Genomic DNA, 19,305 nt, shown 5'->3' on the forward strand with positions numbered 1-19,305 from the left:
AAGCTATAGTATCCGCGAAACGGAATTTTGTGAACGGTCGTGCTAATTTTTTTGCGGCCATAACGGGGCCCTTGGTGGGAAAGCCTTGGGCGGGGGGGTGAGGAGGTATGGCTGCAATCACACGGCTAAAGAGGGATTTTACGCTTATGGGGGGTGGGATGCGTTGGGGCGCTGTTTCTTTGGGCGGCGATGGCTATTGCACCCGAAAGCCGTACGACATCATCTTGCGGGGCTGGTCGCTGTTTCTTTGAGCGGTGATGGCCCTTGGACCCAACAGCGTACGACATCCCCCTACGGGGGACGCCGGTCACTCTTCTTTGCTTCGGCAAAGAAGACTAACGAGAAGAAAACCGACCCTGCCGGGGGCAGAGCAATCGCGGGTGCGAAGGGCGCTGGTTTCRTCGTATGGCCAATGGTTCTGCTGATATCTGCCGTTACCGGCCCGTACGGCATCGCAATAGCATGACCCATGGGTTTCGTGGTGGTGCCCCTGACCTCGTGTGCGGTGACCATTCTCACATCTGCCGTTACCGGCGCGGCCTACCACGACACATCACATGCCAATGGTTTCGTGGTGGGGCGGGCGCGGTGGTGATGGCCTCAGGCATATCACTCGGTGCCACCGCGCCCACGACGGAACCGGCGCGCCTGCAACTTCGTGGCCGCCCGCTCCGCGAGCGACAGACGGCTTGAAGCAAGTGATGTTTGCTACCGGGGCCGCACCACGCTTCCCGGAAATTGGCAGGTTCGTGGCCGCTCAAACTGGTAGCGGCAGAAGCCCGCCGGCACTCCGGGCCGTACGACGAAACCACCGATATTCGAAAGCCTTATTGCTCTGCTCCCGGCAGGGTCGGCTTTCTTCTCGTTAGTCTTCTTTGCCGAGGCAAAGAAGAGTGACCGGCGTCCCCCGCAGGGGGATGTCGTACGCACTTGGGTGCAAGAGCCATCGCCGCTCAAGAAAAAACCAAAGGAACAAAAACCGATGACTCCACCCTCAGCCAGCCCCCGCCCAATCCCCCTTTACCCCGGCAACACCTGCTCCCCCGCCTCCCATATCCCCGACACCACCTTCTCCAACCAGAAAGCCCCAATGATCGTCTTGACGTCGGTAATCCGCCCCGAACGCACCCAATCGATCACCTGCCCCGCCGGCACGATAAACGTCTCGAGGAATTCGCCTTCATCGAGCTGGGCGGGCCCAGCGGTCAGGTCCCGAGCCAGGAAGATATCGATAAACTCGGTCGAGTAGGAAATGACGGGATGGATCCGAGTGAGGTAATCCCAACGCCGCGCGCTATAGCCAGTTTCCTCACGCAACTCGCGCTCGCCACAGCGCTGCGCGCCCTCCTGGGGGTCCAGCTTGCCAGCAGGAAACTCAAGCATCACTTCACCAACGGGATAGCGATACTGCCGCTCCAACAGCACAGTCCCATCGTCGAATAGCGGAATCATCATCACCGCGCCAGGATGCAGTACGTATTCGCGCCCGGCATGCTTGCCGTCGGGCAGCTTGACGATGTCCTGCTTGAGCGTGAGGAATTTGCCTGTGTGCAGCGTGGCGGACGCCACGCAGGTTTCTTTCAGGCCCTGATCGTCGCCAGCGGCGATAGCACCGGCGTCCAGCATGTCAATCTTGTCGCTCATGAAAGCTCCGGGTCCGGACGCGGCCGGCCCGGGCGCCTTCGCTACCCGGCCTCAGGCCGCGCGATGTTTGACGAGATACTGCCAAGTGAAGCCCGGGAAGGCGAACACCAGCATCATGCAACCGGTGATGGCGTAGAACTGCCAGCCTTGCGGGAAGGCGTTGCCCAGCCCAGCCTCCACGGCGAAGCCGGCCAGACCGGCCCCCACATACCAGGCAAACAATTCGCCCGCCCTGATCCACAGCGGCTTTTTGACAAAGCGCAGCGGGATCAGCACGAACAATCGCTGGTTGACAAACGGCAGGTTGGCACAAACCAATGCCAGCAAGATGACAAACCAGCCCGCCGTCGATGAACTCATATCGCTACGCCGCCGTCGCGCATCAGGACGCCAGCGTGGCGCGGATGGCCTGGTAGCACAGGTTCATCAGCGCTGCCGGGAACAGGCCCAGGGCAATGATGACCGCGCCGTTCAGGGTCAGCATCGAACGCAGGCCGAAGCTCGATTCCAGCTTGCGCTCGTCGGCCGGCGCATCGAAATACATCAGCTTGACCACACGCAGATAGTAGAACGCGCCGATCAGCGAGAACAGCACCGCCACCACGGCCAGCCAGGTCATGCCGCTATGGACCACGGCCTCGAGCACGGCCAGCTTCGCGTAGAAGCCCATGGTCGGCGGAATGCCAGCCAGCGAGAACATCATCACCAGCATCAGCAGCGCGTACCAGGGATTCTTGCGCGACAGGCCCTTGAGGTCGTCCAGCGTCTCGGCTTCGAAATCCTTGCCGGCGCGCAGCAGGACGATGCCGAAAGTGCCCAGGGTGGTGATCACGTAGGTCACCGCGTAGAACATCGACGAACCGTAGGCGCTGGCCGCGCCATCGGCCTTGCCGTCAGCCACGCCGGACAGCATGCCCAGCAGCAGGAAGCCCATGTGCGAGATGGTGGAATACGCCAGCATCCGCTTCAGGTTGGTCTGCACGATGGCGGTCAGGTTGCCGATGGCCAGCGAGGCCACGGCCAGTACAGTCAGCATCACTTGCCAATCCACCGCCAGCGGCAACAGGCCTTCCACCAGCAGGCGCAGCGCCATGGCGAAGGCTGCCAGCTTCGGCGCACCGGCGATCAGCAGCGTMACCGCGGTCGGCGAGCCCTGGTAGATGTCCGGAATCCACATATGGAACGGCGCCGCGCCCATCTTGAATGCAATGCCCGCCACCAGGAAGACCACGCCGAATGCCAGCATGGTGGTGTTGACCCGGCCCGACTCCACGACACGGAACACTTCGCCAAGGTTCAGCGAACCGGTCGCACCATAGAGCATGGACATGCCATACAGCAGGAAACCCGACGCCAGCGCGCCCAGCACGAAGTACTTGATGGCCGATTCGGACGTCACGCGGTTGTCGCGGCGCAGGGCCACCAGCGCGTAGGACGCCAGCGACAGCAGTTCCAGGCCCAGGTACAGGGTCAGGAAGTTGTTGCCGGTGATCATCACGATCTGGCCGCCGAGCGTGAACAGCGCGAGCATGTAGAACTCGCCGCTGTACATGTCGCGGTCAGCCAGGTAGCTACGCGTATAGACCAGCGTGACGAACAGCGCGCCGGAGGCGAAGGCCGACAGCACATTGGCCATCGGGTCCACCACCACCAGGTTGGCGAAGGCGTAGTGCGTGTCGCCGGCGGCCGCGTTCAGGCCAAACCAGACGGTCAGCACGAGCGTGGTGAGTAGCGACAGCGGATAGGCCACGCTGGAGCGGCCCTTGCCCCGGGCAAGGTCGATCCAGTTGACCGCGGCGATGGCGATCGCCAGGAAAATGATTGGCGCCACAGGTGCCAATGTCGAGGACGGTTGCATGTTTGTTTCTCTCCCCGATTACAGCTTCGACTGCGCCACGTGCGACAGCAGGTTCACCACGGAAGCGTGCATCACATCGGTGAAGGGTTTCGGATACAGGCCCATATAGAGCGTCATGATCGCCAGCAGGCCAAGCATGAGGAACTCGCGCTTGTTCAGGTCGACCAGTTCGGCCACGTGCTTGTGCACCACGTCGCCAAAGATCACGCGCTTGACCATCCACAGCGAGTAGGCGGCGCCCAGGATCAACGCGGTGGCGGCCAGCAGGCCAATCCAGAAGTTGAACTTGACCGCGCCCAGGATCACCATGAACTCGCCGACGAAACCCGAGGTAGCCGGCAGGCCGCAGTTGGCCATGGCGAAGAACACCGACAGCGCCGCGAACTTCGGCATGGTGTTCACCACACCGCCGTAATCGGCGATCTGGCGCGAGTGCACGCGGTCATACAGCACGCCGATGCAAAGGAACATGGCGCCCGAGATAAAGCCGTGGGAGATCATCTGGATGATGCCGCCCTCGATGCCGATCTCGTTGAAGATGAAGAAACCCAGCGTGACGAAGCCCATGTGGGCGATCGACGAGTACGCCACCAGCTTCTTCATGTCGGCCTGCACCAGCGCGACCAGGCCGATGTAGATCACCGCGACCAGCGAGATCGTGATGATGAAGGCGGCCATGCTATGGCTGGCATCCGGTGCGATCGGCAGCGAGAAACGCAGGAAACCGTAGGCGCCCAGCTTCAGCATGATGGCGGCCAGCACCACCGAGCCGCCGGTTGGCGCTTCCACGTGGGCGTCCGGCAGCCAGGTGTGGACCGGCCACATCGGCACCTTGACCGCAAACGCCAGGAAGAAGGCAATGAACAGCGCGGTCTGCTCGCTCATCGACAGCTTGGCCTGGTGCCATTCGAGGATGTCGAAGGTACCGGTCTTGCTGTACAGATACAGCAGCGCAACCAGCGTCAGCAGCGAGCCAAGCAGCGTGTAGAGGAAGAACTTGAAGGCCGCGTACACACGGTTCGGGCCACCCCAGACGCCGATGATGATGTACATCGGGATCAGCGTGGCCTCGAAGAACACGTAGAACAGCATGCCGTTGAGCGCGCAGAACACGCCGACCATCAGGCCCGACAGGATCAGGAACGAGGCCATGTACTCGGCCACGCGCTCGGTGATCACTTCCCAGGCGGAGATCACCACGATCACCGTGATGAAGGCGGTCAGCACCACGAACCACATCGAGATGCCGTCGACACCCAGGTGGTAGTTGATGTTGAAGCGTTCGATCCACTCCGACTTCTCGACGAACTGCATGGCAGCCGTGGAACGGTCGAAGTGGAATACCAGCGGCAGCGTAACGAGGAAGCTGGCGATGGAGCCGAACAGCGACATCCAGCGGACGTAGCCGGGGCTACGGTCGGAACCCGAGGCAAGGACCAGCAAGCCAAAAAAGATCGGCAGCCAGATAGCGAAAGACAGAACCATTTTCTTGTTTTCCTTACTTGGCGCTCACCGTGGCGAACGAGGTGCCGAACACCGTCATCGTCAGCAGGATCAGCATGCCCAGGATCATGGCGAATGCGTAGTGATAGATGTAGCCGGATTGCAGGTAACGGCTCACCGACGCGAACCAGCCCACCACACGTGCGGCGCCGTTGACCACGAGGCCGTCGATCAGGCCCTGGTCGCCGCCCTTCCACTGAAGGCCACGCCGTGCTTGAAGAAGTCGCCGAACAGCATCGGCTTGATCGTAAGGGCACCGATCACGACCGACGGAATCGCCAGCAGCACCAGGGGCAGCGTGACAACCCACGGCGACTCGTGCGGCTTCTCGCCCGGAGCCAGGCCATGATGATGGTCCGAGGTCGCTTCCTCGTCATCATGATTGCCCGCGTGATGCGCGTGGTGATCTTCCTTGCCGAAGCGTTCTTCCCCGTGGAACACCAGGAAGTACAGGCGGAAGGAATAGAACGCCGTGACGAACACGCTGGACAGCACCGCGAAGTAAGCGAAGCCCGAGCCAGCGATATGCGATTCGGCCACCGCCTCGATAATCGAGTCCTTGGAGTAGAAGCCCGCGAAGAACGGCGTGCCGATCAGCGCCAGCGAACCCACCAGCGACGTGATCCAGGTAATCGGCATGTACTTGCGCAGGCCGCCCATGTTGCGGATGTCCTGGTCATGGTGCAGGCCGATGATGACCGAGCCGGCCGCAAGGAACAGCAGTGCCTTGAAAAACGCGTGGGTCATCAGGTGGAACACGGCCACCGAGTAGGCCGAGGCGCCCAGCGCGACCGTCATGTAGCCGAGCTGCGACAGCGTGGAGTACGCCACCACGCGCTTGATGTCGTTCTGGATCATGCCCAGGAAGCCCATGAACAGCGCGGTAATGGCGCCGATCACCAGCACGAAGGACAGCGCGGTGTCCGACAGCTCGAACAGCGGCGACATGCGCGCGACCATGAAAATGCCGGYCGTCACCATGGTGGCGGCGTGAATCAGCGCGGAGATCGGGGTCGGGCCTTCCATCGAGTCCGGCAGCCACACGTGCAGCGGGAACTGGGCCGACTTGCCCATCGCGCCGATAAACAGGCAGATGCAGGCAACCGTGATCATCATCCAGTCGGTGCCCGGGAAGATCACCGTGGCGAGCTGGTCGCGCGCGGCGAACACTTCGGTGTAGTTCATGCTGCCGCTGTAGGCCAGCAGCAGGCCGATGCCGAGGATAAAGCCGAAGTCACCCACGCGGTTGACCAGGAACGCCTTGAGGTTGGCGAAAATGGCGGTCGGGCGGGTGTACCAGAAGCCGATCAGCAGGTACGACACCAGACCCACGGCTTCCCAGCCGAAGAACAGCTGCAGGAAGTTGTTGCTCATCACCAGCATCAGCATCGAGAAGGTGAACAGCGAGATGTAGGCGAAGAAGCGGTTGTAGCCGGGGTCTTCGCTCATGTAGCCGACGGTGTAGATGTGCACCATCAGCGAGACGAAGGTCACCACCACCATCATCATCGCGGTCAGCGAGTCGACCAGGAAGCCCACTTCCATCTTGAGGCTGCCGATCGTCATCCACTCGTACACGGTGGCATTGAAGCTCGCGCCGTCAAGGACGTCCATCAGCACGATGATCGACAGCAGGCAGGAGATCGCCACACCGAGGATCGTCACGGTGTGGGCCAGCGTGCGGCCGGCGCGCGTCTCCGAGGAGAACGTGCTGAAGAACTTGGTGCCGAACAGGCCGGCGATCGCTGCACCGGCGAGCGGTGCGAGCGGAATCGCCAGTAGCAGGTTGGGGTCGAGCGTGGTTGCCATAGGACGCTTAGTGGTGTGCGGTCGGAGAACGGTCTTGGTTCATAACGTAGAAACTCGGATCAGCCCTTGAGGGTGTCCATGTCGTCCACGTTGATCGTGTCCAGGTTGCGGAACAGCACGACCAGAATTGCAAGGCCGATTGCCGATTCGGCCGCAGCCACCGTGAGGATAAAGAAAACGAAAACCTGTCCTGCCAGGTCGCCCAGATAGTGCGAGAAGGCGACGAAGTTCATATTGACCGCAAGCAGCATCAGTTCGATCGCCATCAGCAGCACGATGACGTTCTTGCGGTTCAGGAAAATACCAACGATGCTGATGGCGAACAGGATCGCACCGAGCACGAGGAAATGGGCGAGAGAGAGCACAGCGTTTCTCCGGGCTTTAGTTCTTGTTGGCGGCAGCCGCGGCATCCGGGCTGGCTTGGGTGCCGGCACGGGCTTCGCTGGGCATCGAGACCAGGCGCACGCGGTCCTGGCGGCGGGTACGCAGTTGCTCGCCCACGTCTTGCGACTTGTTGTCCTTGCGGCGGCGCAGCGTCAGCGCAACGGCGGCGATGATCGCCACCAGCAGGATGATGCCGGCCACTTCGAAGGCGTAGATGTAGTCGGTGTAGATCAGCTTGCCGAGCTCGGCGGTGTTGGAGTAGTCCGGGCCGTGCACGACGTTGTTCAGCGGCGTGGTCGTGCCGATGAAGTTGCGCACCAGCACGGTGGCCATCTCGGCGATGATCAGCGCGCCAACCACCGAAGCCATCGGTACATAGGTCCAGAAGTCCCGTCGCAGGTGCTCGATATCGATATCGATCATCATCACCACGAACAGGAACAGCACCATCACCGCGCCCACGTACACCAGCACCAGCAGGATGGCGAGGAATTCGGCCTTCAGCAGCATCCAGATCGCGGCTGCCGTAAAAAACGACAGCACGAGGAACAGTGCGGAGTGCACCGGGTTCTTCGCGGTGATGACTTTCAGTGCGGAGAGCACCAGCACCAGCGCAAAGACATAGAAGATGGTGGTCGTGAGTTCCATGGTCCTCGTCGAGCCTTCTGGCACAAGCCACCCCTGGTGGCCTGCCCTTGCGGCATCCTTTTCGTTGGCCCCACACGGGGCCCGATTCACTATTCGTTGGCAACGTCCGCCAGAATCGGCGGACGCGCCCTGTATCGCGCCGTATTAACGGTACTTGGCGTCCGCGGCCTTCGCCGCGGCAATCTGCGGCTCGTAGCGGTCGCCCACGGCCAGCAGCATGTCCTTGGTGAAGTACAGGTCGCCGCGCTTCTCGCCGTGGTATTCGAGAATATGCGTCTCGACGATGGCGTCGACCGGGCAGGCTTCCTCGCAGAAACCGCAGAAAATGCACTTGGTCAGGTCGATGTCATAGCGCGTGGTGCGGCGGGTACCGTCGACGCGTGCATCGGACTCGATGGTGATGGCCAGTGCCGGGCAAACCGCTTCGCACAGCTTGCAGGCGATGCAGCGCTCTTCGCCGTTCGGGTAGCGGCGCAGCGCGTGCAGACCCCGGAAACGCGGCGACATCGGCGTTTTTTCTTCCGGGAACTGGACTGTGATCTTGCGCGCGAAGAGATAACGCCCGGTCAGGGCCATGCCCTTGAAGAGTTCCTTCAGGAGCAGGCTGTTGAAGAAGTCCTTGATGGCGAGCAGCATGACGATTGCTTCCTAATGATTCCACGGGGCGCCGCCAAATGCGGCTGCGCCCCTGCTTTGGCCGTTCAATGCCAGATATTCCAGGGCGACCGGATCCAGATCGCCACGATGACCAGCCAGCCCACCGTCAGCGGGATGAAGATCTTCCAGCCCAGGCGCATGATCTGGTCATAGCGGTAACGCGGGAACGAAGCGCGGATCCAGATAAACACCGACAGCAGCAAAAATACCTTGATCAGCAGCCAGAAGAAACCCGGCACCGCGTTCGTGATGAAGCTCTCGAACGGGGGCGCCCAGCCGCCCAGGAACATCAGCGCGGTCATCGTGGAGATGACGATCATGTTGATGTACTCGGCCAGGAAGAACAGCGCGAAGCCCATGCCCGAGTATTCGATCATGTGGCCGGCCACGATTTCCGACTCGCCTTCGACCACGTCAAACGGGTGGCGGTTGGTTTCGGCCACGCCGGAGATGAAGTACACGCCGAACATGGGCAGCAGCGGCAGCCAGTTCCACGACAGTACGTTGATCCCCATGTTGGCGAAGTAGCCGGTGTTCTGCGAGTTGACGATGGCCGACAGGTTCAGGCTGCCCGACACCATCAGCACAGTCACCAGGGCAAAGCCCATGGCGATTTCATACGACACCATCTGCGCCGCGGCGCGCATGGCGCCGATGAAGGCGTACTTGGAGTTGGAGGCCCAGCCTGCCAGGATCACGCCGTACACGCCAACCGAGCTGATCGCCATCACGTACAGCAGGCCGGCGTTGACGTTGGCCATCACCACCTCGGCCTGGAACGGAATCACCGCCCAGATCGCCACGGCGGGCATCAGCACCATCAGCGGGGCAACCAGGTACATGCCCCGGCTGACCTGCGTGGGCATCATCACTTCCTTGAGCAGCAGCTTGAGCACGTCGGCGATCGGCTGCAGCAGGCCCAGCGGGCCGACCCGGTTCGGGCCGATACGCACGTGCATCCAGCCGATCAGCTTGCGCTCCCAGAGGATCAGGTAGGCCACGCACAACAGCAGCGGCACCACAATGACCACGGCGCCGGGTCGCCCGCCTGCACGCCCAGCGAGGCGAACAAGTCGGCCGACAGGCCGGCTTGCATGGCGCGGCGCGCGGCTGCGGTCAGTTGCAGCGAATCGGCACGGCGCACGATCGGGTCCGCGTGGTAGATCGGCACATCGGCGATGCGCTCGATGCCGCCCGCGGCGGCGCTCACGCGGATGGCCGCGTCGGTGCCGTTGTTCAGTTGCGGAGCGACCGGCTTGGCCAGCACTTCGTCGCGCACGCTTTCGGCGGTCTCGTAGTCGAAACCAGGCACGTCGAGCAGGTTGCCCAGCACGCGCAGCACCTTCCATGCCGGACGCGAATCGCCCAGCGCACGGACGACGCCGTTGAAGCTTTGCGGCAGGCCTTCGCAGTTCACGAACGTACCCGCGGTTTCGGTGAACGGGGTCACCGGCAGGATCACGTCAGCATATTGCAGCGCGGCTTCCGAGCGGAACGGCGACAGCACCACCACGGTACCGGCCTGGGCCAGCGCGGCCAGGGCCTGACGCGGGTTGGCAGCGTCGAACTCGGGTTCCGTGTTCAGCAGCACGTAGGCGCGGCGCGGCGTGTCGAACATGGCCTGCGCGTTGGCGCCGCCCTTCTGCGGCAGCGCACCTGCGATATGGCCGCCGACCGTGTTCGCGGCTTCGGTCAGGAAGCCCAGCGTGGCGCCGGTTTCGGTGGCGATCCACTGTGCCAGCGCGTGCAGCGCGGCGAATTGCGGGTGACGCACGGCCTCGTTGCCGAGGAACACGGCGCGGCGCTCGCCCGACAGCAGCGCATCGGCTACCAGCCTGGACTTGTCGTCGCCGTCGAAACCATCGGTGCCCGCCGGAGCGGCCACGCCCTTGGCGGCGGCGACGGCACGGGCCACGCCGGCCAGGGCTGCGGTCCAGCCGGACGGTGCAGCGTCGATGCGTGCGGCCAGCGGCATCAGCAGGTCATCGGCGCTGGCGCCGAGCACTGCCACGCGGGCGCCCTTCTTGCCGGCCTGGCGCAGACGCGCGGCCAGCAGCGGGTGATCCTTGCGCAGAGATGAACCGATCACCAGTACGCGCTGCAGCGCGGAGACGTCGGCAATCGGCAGGCCCAGCCACGGCGCGCCCTTGATGGCGGCCGAGAAGTCGGTCTGGCGCTGGCGGAAGTCAACGTTGTCGCTGCCCAGTCCACGCACCAGCTTACCCAGCAGGTGGAGTTCTTCCAGCGTGCTGTGCGGGCTGGCCAGCGCGGCGATCTGGTCGGCGCCATGGTCGCGCTTGATGCTGGCGAGGCCATTGGCCACGTATTCCAGCGCGGTCTGCCAGTCCGTTTCCATCCACTCGCCACCTTGCTTGAGCAGGGGCTTGGTGAGACGGTCGGCGCTGTTCAGGCCTTCGTACGAGAAGCGGTCCTTGTCGGACAGCCAGCATTCGTTGACGGCTTCGTTGTCCAGCGGCAGCACGCGCATTACGCGCTGGTTCTTGGTCTGTACCACCAGGTTCGCGCCCAGGCCATCGTGCGGCGACACCGACTTGCGGCGAGYCAGTTCCCAGGTACGGGCCGAGTAGCGGAACGGCTTGCTGGTCAGCGCGCCGACCGGGCACAGGTCGATCATGTTGCCGGACAGTTCCGAATCCACGGTCTGGCCGACGAAGGTCGTGATCTCGGAGTGCTCGCCGCGGCCCAGCATGCCCAGCTCCATCACGCCGGCCACTTCCTGGCCAAAGCGCACGCAGCGGGTGCAGTGGATGCAGCGGCTCATCTCTTCCATGGAGATCAGCGGGCCAACGTTCTTGTGGAAGACGACGCGCTTTTCTTCCTTGTAGCGCGATTCCGATGCGCCGTAGCCCACGGCCAGATCCTGCAGCTGGCACTCGCCGCCCTGATCGCAGATCGGGCAATCCAGCGGGTGGTTGATCAGCAGGAATTCCATCACCGACTTCTGCGCCTTGACCGCCTTCTCCGAATTGGTGAAGACCTTCATGCCAGGGGTAACGGGCGTGGCGCAGGCCGGCAGCGCCTTGGGCGCTTTCTCAACCTCAACCAGGCACATGCGGCAGTTAGCCGCAATGGACAATTTACGGTGGTAGCAGAAGTGCGGGATGTAGGTGCCCAGCTGGCGGGCGGCTTCCATCACCAGGCTGCCTTCAGCAACCTCAACCTTCTTGCCGTCGATCTCGAGTTCAACCATGTTCTGCCACGCTTAAGAGTAGGCCGGAACCATGCACTGCTTGTGTTCGACGTGATATTCGAACTCTTTCCAGTAGTGCTTGAGCATGCCGCGGACCGGCATCGCTGCCGCATCACCGAGCGCGCAGATGGTGCGGCCCATGATGTTTTCAGCGACGTTATTGAGCAGGTCCAGGTCTTCCTGGCGCCCTTCTCCGTGTTCGATACGATTCACCATGCGGTAGAGCCAGCCGGTGCCTTCACGGCACGGCGTGCACTGGCCGCACGATTCTTCAAAGTAGAAATACGACAGACGCAGCAGCGAGCGAACCATGCAGCGCGTCTCGTCCATCACGATCACCGCGCCCGAGCCCAGCATCGAGCCGGCCTTGGCGATCGAGTCGTAATCCATGTCGGACGCCATCATCATGTCGCCCGGCACCACCGGGGCGGACGAGCCACCCGGGATCACTGCCTTGATGCGCTTGCCGCCGCGCATGCCGCCGGCGAGTTCCAGCAGGGTCGCGAACGGCGTGCCCAGCGGGATCTCGTAGTTGCCGGGACGCTCGATGTCGCCGGAAATCGAGAAGATCTTGGAGCCGCCGTTGTTCGGCTTGCCCATCTTCAGGTAGTTTTCCGGCCCGATCGACAGCAGGAACGGCACCGCGGCGAACGTCTCGGTGTTGTTGATGGTGGTCGGCTTGCCGTACAGGCCAAAGCTGGCCGGGAAAGGCGGCTTGAAGCGCGGCTGGCCTTTCTTGCCTTCCAGCGATTCGAGCAGCGCGGTTTCCTCGCCACAGATGTAGGCGCCGTAGCCGTGGTGGGCGTGCAACTGGAAGTTGAAGCCCGAATCCAGGATGTTGTCACCCAGGAAGCCAGCCGCGCGCGCCTCTTCGAGCGCCTGCTCGAAGATCTTGTATTCGTTCCAGATCTCGCCGTGGAYGTAGTTGTAGCCCACGGTGATGCCCATCGCGTACGCACCGATGGCCATGCCTTCGATCAGCGCATGCGGGTTGTAGCGGATGATGTCGCGGTCCTTGAAGGTACCTGGCTCGCCCTCGTCGGTGTTGCAGACCAGGTATTTCTGGCCGGGGAACTGACGCGGCATGAAGCTCCACTTCAGGCCGGTGGGGAAGCCTGCGCCGCCACGGCCGCGCAGGCCCGAGGCCTTGACGTCCGCGATCACCTGCTCGGGCGTGATCTTCTCGGTCAGGATGCGCTTGAGCTGCTGATAGCCGCCGCGCTTGACGTAGTCTTCGAGGTGCCAGTTGCTGCCATCGAGGCCGGCCAGGATCAGCGGCTTGATGTGGCGGTCGTGCAGAGAGGTCATGTTACTTGTCCCCCTTGGCGGTGCCCTTGAGCTCGTCCACCAGCGCGTCCAGCTTGGCGTCGCTCATGTGGCTGCACATGCGGGTATTGTTGACGATCATCACCGGTGCGTCGCCGCAGGCGCCCATGCACTCGCCTTCCTTCAGGGTGAAGGTGCCGCACGGGGTGGTTTCGTTATAGCCGATACCCAGCTTTTGCTTGAGGTAGTCGCCGGCCCGTTCGCCACCGGAGAGTGCGCACGGCAGGTTGGTGCAGACGGTCAGCTTGTACTTGCCGACCGGCTTGGTGTCGTACATGTTGTAGAAGGTTGCGACCTCCTCGACCCATACCGGCGGCATGTCGAGGTAGCTGGCAACGAACTGCATGACTTCCGGGGAGACCCAGCCCACTTCGCCCTGCGCCACGGCCAACGCCGCCATCACGGCCGACTGCTTCTGGTCAGCCGGATACTTGGCGATCGCGCGATCGATTTCCTTGAGAGCTTCTGCTGATAGCATGGTCGTTGCTGTAATACGCCGAGTCATTTGCGGAACTGCGCCGCCACATGGCACGCATCCGCAGGTTTGCAGCCGTCGCTGCCGTTGCGGCCCGCATGTCGCAGCATGCTGGGCCCACCGCGGGTTTCCCGTGGCCGGACACCGTGATTCGGGTCCTTGCCAGGGGCGCCCGGATCGTCGTCCGGGGCCGGCGGTACCAATTAGCGGTCGATCTCGCCGAAGACGATGTCCTGGGTACCGATGATCGTTACCGCGTCCGCAATCATGTGGCCCTTGGCCATTTCATCCAGGGCGGCAAGATGGGCAAAGCCCGGTGCCCTGATCTTCAGGCGGTACGGCTTGTTCGCGCCGTCGGAGATCGCATAGATGCCGAACTCGCCCTTGGGATGCTCCACCGCCGCGTAGGTCTCGCCTTCCGGCACGTGAATGCCTTCGGTAAAGAGCTTGAAGTGGTGGATCAGCTCTTCCATGTTGGACTTCATGTCCACGCGCGAAGGCGGCGCCACCTTGTGGTTGTCGGTCATCACCGGGCCGGGGTTGCGGCGCAGCCAGTCGATGCACTGCTTGATGATGCCGTTGGACTGCCGCATCTCTTCGATACGCACCAGGTAGCGCGAGTAGCAATCGCCGCCCACGCCCACCGGGACCTGGAAGTCCATGCGGTCATACACTTCGTAGGGCTGCTTCTTGCGCAGGTCCCACTCGATGCCGGAGCCGCGCAGCATCGGGCCGGTAAAGCCCATTTGCAGCGCGCGTTCCGGGCTCACCACGCCGATGCCGACCAGGCGCTGTTTCCAGATCCGGTTGTCCGTCAGCAGCGTTTCGTATTCGTCAACGTACTTCGGGAAACGGTTGGTGAAGTCCTCGATGAAGTCCAGCAGCGAACCCGAACGCGCCTCGTTCATGGCCTTGATGGCGCGTTCGTTGTGGATCTTCGATGCCTTGTATTGCGGCATTGTGTCCGGCAGGTCGCGGTACACGCCGCCCGGACGGTAGTAGGCCGCGTGCATGCGCGCGCCCGATACCGCCTCGTACATGTCGAACATGTCCTCGCGTTCGCGGAAGGCGTACAGGAACACCGCCATCGCGCCCACGTCGAGCGCGTGCGAGCCGATCCACATCAGGTGGTTCAGCAGACGCGTGATCTCGTCGAACATCACGCGGATGTATTGCGCGCGGACCGGCACGTCGAGACCCAGCATCTTCTCGATGGCCATCACGTAGGCATGCTCGTTGACCATCATCGACACGTAGTCGAGGCGGTCCATGTACGGCACGCTCTGGATCCAGGTCTTTTGCTCGGCCAGCTTTTCGGTGGCACGGTGCAACAGGCCGATATGGGGGTCGGCGCGCTGGATCACTTCGCCGTCAAGCTCCAGCACAAGGCGCAGCACGCCGTGTGCCGCAGGATGCTGCGGGCCGAAGTTCAGGGTGTAGTTCTTGATATCTGCCATTGCGCGTTCTCAGTGCTGCAAGCCGCCGTAATTCTCTTCGCGGATGACGCGCGGCGTTACCTCGCGCGGCTCGATCGTGACGGGCTGGTAGATCACCCGCTTCTGTTCGGGGTCGTAGCGCATCTCGACATAGCCCGATACCGGGAAGTCCTTGCGGAACGGATGGCCGACGAAACCGTAGTCGGTCAACAGGCGGCGCAGGTCGTTATGGCCCTCGAACACGATGCCATAGAAGTCGAACGCTTCGCGCTCGAACCAGTTGGCCGAGTTCCAGACGTCATTCAGCGACGGCACCACGGGCACGTCGTCATCCGGCGCGAACACACGTACGCGCAGACGCCAGTTGTGCGTCACCGACAGCAGGTGCGTCACGGCGGCGAAACGGGGACCATCCCAGGCGCCGTCGCCATAGGAGGAATAATCGACGCCGCAAACGTCGATCAGCTGCTCGAAGCGCAGCGACGGATCGTCGCGCAGCATCAGCGCGGTTTCGACGGAGTCTTCGGCCTTGACGATAAGGGTAATCTCGCCTACCGCCTCCACCAGTTTCTGGATACGCTTGCCCAGTACCTTTTCGAGCGCGGCCTTCAGAGTATCGAGGTTCGACATGTCAGCCCTTGCGCGCGATGGTGTTGGTGCGACGGATCTTGTTCTGCAGCTGGATGATGCCGTAGATCAGCGCTTCCGCCGTGGGGGGGCAGCCAGGCACATAGATATCCACCGGCACGATCCGGTCGCAACCACGCACCACTGAATACGAGTAGTGATAGTAACCGCCGCCATTCGCGCACGAACCCATCGAGATCACCCAGCGTGGCTCGGCCATCTGGTCGTAGACCTTGCGCAGCGCGGGGGCCATCTTGTTGCACAGCGTGCCGGCCACGATCATCACGTCCGACTGRCGCGGCGACGGGCGGAAAATCACGCCGAASCGGTCCATGTCGTAGCGCGCGGCGCCRGCATGCATCATTTCCACRGCRCAGCASGCCAGGCCAAAGGTCATCGGCCAGAGCGACCCGGTGCGGGTCCAGTTGATCAGCTTGTCAGCGGTAGTCGTGACGAAGCCTTCATTGAGAACGCCTTCGATTGCCATATCACATCACTCCCAATCGAGCGCGCCCTTTTTCCAGATGTAGACGAAGCCCACGATGAATTCCAGCAGAAACACGCCCATGGCGAAGAAACCCGGCCAGCCGATATCCCGCAGGGCTACACCCCAGGGAAACAGGAAGGCGGTTTCGAGATCGAACAGGATAAAAAGAATAGCGATGAGGTAGTAGCGCACGTCGAACTTCATGCGCGCGTCCTCGAACGCTTCGAAGCCGCACTCGTACGGAGAGAGCTTCGCGGGATCAGGTTTGTTGGGACCGAGAATTCGGCCAATCGACATCAGTGCAATGCCGAGCACGACACCGAAGATGATGAAGATGAGGACGGGGAAGTAGGCTTCGAGATTCAAGGTACGGCCAGCCTTATCTGGAATGTTGTCAACAGCACCAGCGGTAAGCGGCGTCCTGTTGCCCACCCCAAGCGCCATTCCGTAGAAATTACGACGCCGCCTTGCGGACTGGCCGGGCTGCCCATCCGGGATACACTCCGGACGGACAACCCGATCAAGTTGTTTGGTGCCGACGGCGAGACTCGAACTCGCACAGCTTTCGCCACTACCCCCTCAAGATAGCGTGTCTACCAATTTCACCACGTCGGCTGGGGGAGAAACAATATTGCCTCGCGCCGGGCTTTTCAGGGCCCAGGGTTTTTACACCCTTCGGAACTCTGGCTGGGACTGCTTTGTCCTGGCTAGAGCCCCGTCGCTGGGGGATCGTTTCAAGCCTTGTATTCTAACCTAGAATTCCTGATTTGTTCAATGCACAACTGCAAAAATCTTCAAGAATCAGACACAAGGCAGGTTGATTATTTCGGTACTGCGGGCGCGGACGAATTCGAAGCCGCGGCACCCGATGCGGCAGCCGCGGCTGCAGGCGCCGAAGCCCCCGCCACTGCCGGTGCCACCTGCGGCGCGGAGCCCATCACACCCAGCGATGCCGCCGGCCGATAGTTGCCCAGCAGCGTCAGGCTCAGCGTGCAGATGAAGAACAGCGTCGCCAGCACGGCGGTGGTACGCGACAGGAAGTTGGCCGAGCCGGTGGCGCCGAACAGGCTGCCCGAGGCCCCCGAGCCGAACGCCGCACCGACATCGGCGCCCTTGCCATGCTGCAGCAGCACCAGGCCAATCACGCCAAGCGCGGATAGTACCTGCGCCACTACCAACAAAGTTTTGAAAATTGCCATTTGGTTCGATTCGCTTGCCTGATCAGACCCTATGAGCGGCCGGCATTCAGGCGTTGCCGATCGCGAGGAAATCGTCCGACTTCAGCGAGGCGCCTCCGATCAGCCCCCCGTCGATGTCGGGCATGGAAAATAGTTCTGCCGCGTTGTCCGGCTTGACGCTGCCGCCGTACAGCATGGCCATGCGAGCCGCAACCCCTGCATCGCGCGCTGCCACCTGGCCGCGCAAGAAGGCATGCACGGCCTGGGCCTGCTCGCTGCTTGCGGTCTTGCCGGTGCCGATTGCCCACACCGGCTCATATGCCAGCACGATACGCCCAAGCTGCTCCAGCGACAGCGCTTCGAGCACGGCGCCAAGCTGACGGCCAACCACCGCCTCGGTCTCGCCGGCCTCGCGCTGCGCCAGGGTCTCGCCCACGCACACCACCGGCACGATGCCGAATTCGAGTGCGCGCAGCGCCTTGGCCGCCACCGTGGCATCGTTCTCGCCATGGTAGCTGCGGCGCTCCGAATGCCCCACGAGGGCGTACGAAACACCGAACTCGGCCAGCATGGATGCCGCCACTTCGCCCGTGAAGGCACCGCGCGCCTCGGCGGATACGTCTTGAGCGCCCCAGGCCACATTGGAGCCGACCAGCAACGACTGGCACTGTGCCAGGTAAGGGAACGGCGCACACACCGCAAGGCGGGCACGTGCCGGTACAGCCTTGATACCTTCCAGCAGGGCCGCGTTGGCGGCCAGGCTGCCGTGCATCTTCCAGTTGCCGATGACGAGCTTTTGTCTCACAGGGCGCCCCTCTCAATCAAACCGGCTATTGTAGCGCGGGCCAGGGCCCTACGCCACCGAAGGGGCCCGAAATCGGCCAGGAGGCTCCCGCGCCCAGGCGATCCCGGGGCCCGCCCTACCCTGCCATACCGCCGGGGCGCGCAGCCCCAGCTCCGCCCGCTTACCAGGTCAGGACGATCTTGCCGATGTGCTCGCTCGATTCCATCAGGCGATGCGCGTCCGCCGCCTGGGCGGCCGGGAAGGTCTGGTGGATCACCGGCTTGATCTTGCCCGCGGCCAGCAGCGGCCAGACGTGCTGGTGCAGTGCTTGCGCTATCTCACCCTTGAACGAAACCGGGCGCGGACGCAGCGTCGAACCGGTAACGGTGATGCGTCGGCGCAGGATGTCGCCCAGCGGGATCTCCGCCTTTGCGCCGCCCAGCAGCGCAATGATCACGATGCGGCCGTCGTCGGCCACGCAGGAAAGCTCGCGCGCCAGGTAGGGGCCGGCCACCATGTCGAGGATGACGTCCGCGCCGCGGCCACCGGTCAAGGCCTTGACCTCGGCGACGAAGTCTTCGGTCTTGTAGTTGATGGCGCGGTCGGCGCCCAGTTCCTCGCAGGCACGGCACTTGTCTGCGCTGCCAGCCGTCACGAAGACCTTGTGGCCCAGTGCCTTGGCAATCTGGATGGCGGTCGTGCCGATGCCGCTGGAGCCACCCTGGATCAGCAGGGTCTCATCCTTGCCCAGCGGGCCGCGGCCCAGGTAGCCGCGATCGAACACATTGCTCCATACGGTGAAGAAGGTCTCGGGCAATGCCGCCGCCTCGATATCCGACAGGCCGGCCGGCACCGGCAGGCATTGCGCCGCGGGGGCCACGCACAGCTCCGCGTAGCCACCGCCCTGCACCAGCGCGCAGACGCGATCGCCCAGCTTCAGGCCGAAGCGGTTGTCGGTGTGCGACAGGTCGCCGCCGGCAACCACCCCCGCCACTTCCAGGCCCGGCAGGTCGGACGCGCCGGGCGGCACAGGATAGTTGCCGGTGCGCTGGAATACGTCGGGGCGGTTGATGCCGGCCGCGCTCACGCGGATCAGGATCTCTCCCGCCTTGGGCACGGGATCGGGACGTTGCGCCAGTTGCAGGACTTCGGGGGCGCCGTATTCGCGGATTTCGATGGCTTGCATTGCTGCTCCTTGCTTTTCGCATGCGGCGGGCTCTCGCACGCATGACGGGGGATCGATCTGCTCTGCCGCCGCGCAGCACTACAAACGGGCCG

Annotated in this window: 18 protein-coding genes, 1 tRNA gene and 1 pseudogene; all 20 read right to left on the bottom strand. The window is 63.0% G+C overall.

Translation table 11 applies throughout. The annotated features are described in order from the left end of the window. Nucleotides 1-1,020: 1,020 nt before the first annotated feature. The gene (locus tag AC1DKD_RS25595) at nt 1,021-1,644 is read right to left on the bottom strand and encodes an NUDIX domain-containing protein (RefSeq protein WP_477102670.1); all 624 of its coding nucleotides are present in this window, start codon (nt 1,642-1,644) and stop codon (nt 1,021-1,023) included. A gap of 51 nt (nt 1,645-1,695) precedes the next feature. Beyond that, a complete protein-coding gene (locus AC1DKD_RS25600; RefSeq protein WP_477111087.1) occupies nt 1,696-2,004 on the bottom strand; it encodes a DUF2818 family protein in 309 nt (102 codons plus the stop codon). 22 nt (nt 2,005-2,026) lie between these two features. Then, the gene (gene nuoN / locus AC1DKD_RS25605; RefSeq protein WP_035868681.1) at nt 2,027-3,502 is read right to left on the bottom strand and encodes an NADH-quinone oxidoreductase subunit NuoN; all 1,476 of its coding nucleotides are present in this window, start codon (nt 3,500-3,502) and stop codon (nt 2,027-2,029) included. An 18-nt stretch (nt 3,503-3,520) separates the two neighbouring features. Further along, nucleotides 3,521-4,987: an NADH-quinone oxidoreductase subunit M gene (locus tag AC1DKD_RS25610; RefSeq protein WP_441630137.1), complete on the bottom strand. Its 1,467-nt coding sequence runs from the start codon at nt 4,985-4,987 to the stop codon at nt 3,521-3,523. Between the two features lie 13 nt (nt 4,988-5,000). Further along, nucleotides 5,001-6,814, bottom strand: a pseudogene (gene nuoL, locus AC1DKD_RS25615) (NADH-quinone oxidoreductase subunit L). A gap of 59 nt (nt 6,815-6,873) precedes the next feature. Next, on the bottom strand, nt 6,874-7,179 hold the full coding sequence (gene nuoK, locus AC1DKD_RS25620) for an NADH-quinone oxidoreductase subunit NuoK (protein ID WP_006156828.1): 306 nt from the start codon (nt 7,177-7,179) through the stop codon (nt 6,874-6,876). 16 nt (nt 7,180-7,195) lie between these two features. After that, a complete protein-coding gene (locus tag AC1DKD_RS25625) occupies nt 7,196-7,846 on the bottom strand; it encodes an NADH-quinone oxidoreductase subunit J (protein WP_045238145.1) in 651 nt (216 codons plus the stop codon). Between the two features lie 144 nt (nt 7,847-7,990). Next, nucleotides 7,991-8,482 carry an NADH-quinone oxidoreductase subunit NuoI gene (gene nuoI / locus AC1DKD_RS25630; protein WP_017224316.1) on the bottom strand — a complete coding sequence of 164 codons (492 nt, stop codon included), beginning with the start codon at nt 8,480-8,482 and terminating at the stop codon, nt 7,991-7,993. A gap of 65 nt (nt 8,483-8,547) precedes the next feature. Continuing rightward, nucleotides 8,548-9,534: an NADH-quinone oxidoreductase subunit NuoH gene (gene nuoH, locus AC1DKD_RS25635; protein ID WP_477143855.1), complete on the bottom strand. Its 987-nt coding sequence runs from the start codon at nt 9,532-9,534 to the stop codon at nt 8,548-8,550. Beyond that, the gene (gene nuoG, locus AC1DKD_RS25640; protein ID WP_477143856.1) at nt 9,492-11,714 is read right to left on the bottom strand and encodes an NADH-quinone oxidoreductase subunit NuoG; all 2,223 of its coding nucleotides are present in this window, start codon (nt 11,712-11,714) and stop codon (nt 9,492-9,494) included. The genes nuoH and nuoG overlap by 43 nt, the downstream gene beginning before the upstream one ends. 12 nt (nt 11,715-11,726) lie before the next feature. Then, the gene (nuoF, locus tag AC1DKD_RS25645; protein ID WP_477143857.1) at nt 11,727-13,022 is read right to left on the bottom strand and encodes an NADH-quinone oxidoreductase subunit NuoF; all 1,296 of its coding nucleotides are present in this window, start codon (nt 13,020-13,022) and stop codon (nt 11,727-11,729) included. Between the two features lies 1 nt (nt 13,023). Beyond that, nucleotides 13,024-13,518 carry an NADH-quinone oxidoreductase subunit NuoE gene (nuoE, locus tag AC1DKD_RS25650; protein ID WP_035868701.1) on the bottom strand — a complete coding sequence of 165 codons (495 nt, stop codon included), beginning with the start codon at nt 13,516-13,518 and terminating at the stop codon, nt 13,024-13,026. Nucleotides 13,519-13,718: 200 nt separating this feature from the next. Beyond that, nucleotides 13,719-14,972, bottom strand: a complete 1,254-nt coding sequence (locus AC1DKD_RS25655; protein ID WP_441630146.1) for an NADH-quinone oxidoreductase subunit D — start codon at nt 14,970-14,972, stop codon at nt 13,719-13,721. A 9-nt stretch (nt 14,973-14,981) separates the two neighbouring features. Beyond that, nucleotides 14,982-15,581, bottom strand: a complete 600-nt coding sequence (locus AC1DKD_RS25660; protein ID WP_045238149.1) for an NADH-quinone oxidoreductase subunit C — start codon at nt 15,579-15,581, stop codon at nt 14,982-14,984. Nucleotide 15,582: 1 nt separating this feature from the next. Continuing rightward, nucleotides 15,583-16,065: a NuoB/complex I 20 kDa subunit family protein gene (locus AC1DKD_RS25665; protein ID WP_006156837.1), complete on the bottom strand. Its 483-nt coding sequence runs from the start codon at nt 16,063-16,065 to the stop codon at nt 15,583-15,585. A 6-nt stretch (nt 16,066-16,071) separates the two neighbouring features. Beyond that, nucleotides 16,072-16,431, bottom strand: coding sequence for an NADH-quinone oxidoreductase subunit A (locus AC1DKD_RS25670; RefSeq protein WP_006156838.1), 360 nt, complete (start codon nt 16,429-16,431; stop codon nt 16,072-16,074). 164 nt (nt 16,432-16,595) lie between these two features. Beyond that, a tRNA-Leu gene (locus AC1DKD_RS25675) sits at nt 16,596-16,680 on the bottom strand. 206 nt (nt 16,681-16,886) lie between these two features. Then, the gene (gene secG, locus AC1DKD_RS25680; RefSeq protein WP_045238150.1) at nt 16,887-17,264 is read right to left on the bottom strand and encodes a preprotein translocase subunit SecG; all 378 of its coding nucleotides are present in this window, start codon (nt 17,262-17,264) and stop codon (nt 16,887-16,889) included. Between the two features lie 46 nt (nt 17,265-17,310). Next, nucleotides 17,311-18,048: a triose-phosphate isomerase gene (gene tpiA, locus AC1DKD_RS25685; RefSeq protein WP_441630149.1), complete on the bottom strand. Its 738-nt coding sequence runs from the start codon at nt 18,046-18,048 to the stop codon at nt 17,311-17,313. A gap of 160 nt (nt 18,049-18,208) precedes the next feature. After that, the gene (locus AC1DKD_RS25690; RefSeq protein ID WP_441630151.1) at nt 18,209-19,213 is read right to left on the bottom strand and encodes an NAD(P)H-quinone oxidoreductase; all 1,005 of its coding nucleotides are present in this window, start codon (nt 19,211-19,213) and stop codon (nt 18,209-18,211) included. Nucleotides 19,214-19,305 lie beyond the last annotated feature (92 nt).

Source organism: Cupriavidus sp. 05T313 (assembly GCF_056396665.1).

Coding starts and splice junctions, on each gene's coding strand:
- AC1DKD_RS25610 (WP_441630137.1), bottom strand. CDS start 4,987: ATGGTTCTGTCTTTCGCTATCTGGCTGCCGATCTTTTTTGGCTTGCTG.
- nuoE (WP_035868701.1), bottom strand. CDS start 13,518: ATGCTATCAGCAGAAGCTCTCAAGGAAATCGATCGCGCGATCGCCAAG.
- AC1DKD_RS25595 (WP_477102670.1), bottom strand. CDS start 1,644: ATGAGCGACAAGATTGACATGCTGGACGCCGGTGCTATCGCCGCTGGC.
- AC1DKD_RS25625 (WP_045238145.1), bottom strand. CDS start 7,846: ATGGAACTCACGACCACCATCTTCTATGTCTTTGCGCTGGTGCTGGTG.
- AC1DKD_RS25600 (WP_477111087.1), bottom strand. CDS start 2,004: ATGAGTTCATCGACGGCGGGCTGGTTTGTCATCTTGCTGGCATTGGTT.
- AC1DKD_RS25660 (WP_045238149.1), bottom strand. CDS start 15,581: ATGTCGAACCTCGATACTCTGAAGGCCGCGCTCGAAAAGGTACTGGGC.
- AC1DKD_RS25655 (WP_441630146.1), bottom strand. CDS start 14,972: ATGGCAGATATCAAGAACTACACCCTGAACTTCGGCCCGCAGCATCCT.
- AC1DKD_RS25690 (WP_441630151.1), bottom strand. CDS start 19,213: ATGCAAGCCATCGAAATCCGCGAATACGGCGCCCCCGAAGTCCTGCAA.
- secG (WP_045238150.1), bottom strand. CDS start 17,264: ATGGCAATTTTCAAAACTTTGTTGGTAGTGGCGCAGGTACTATCCGCG.
- nuoI (WP_017224316.1), bottom strand. CDS start 8,482: ATGCTGCTCGCCATCAAGGACTTCTTCAACAGCCTGCTCCTGAAGGAA.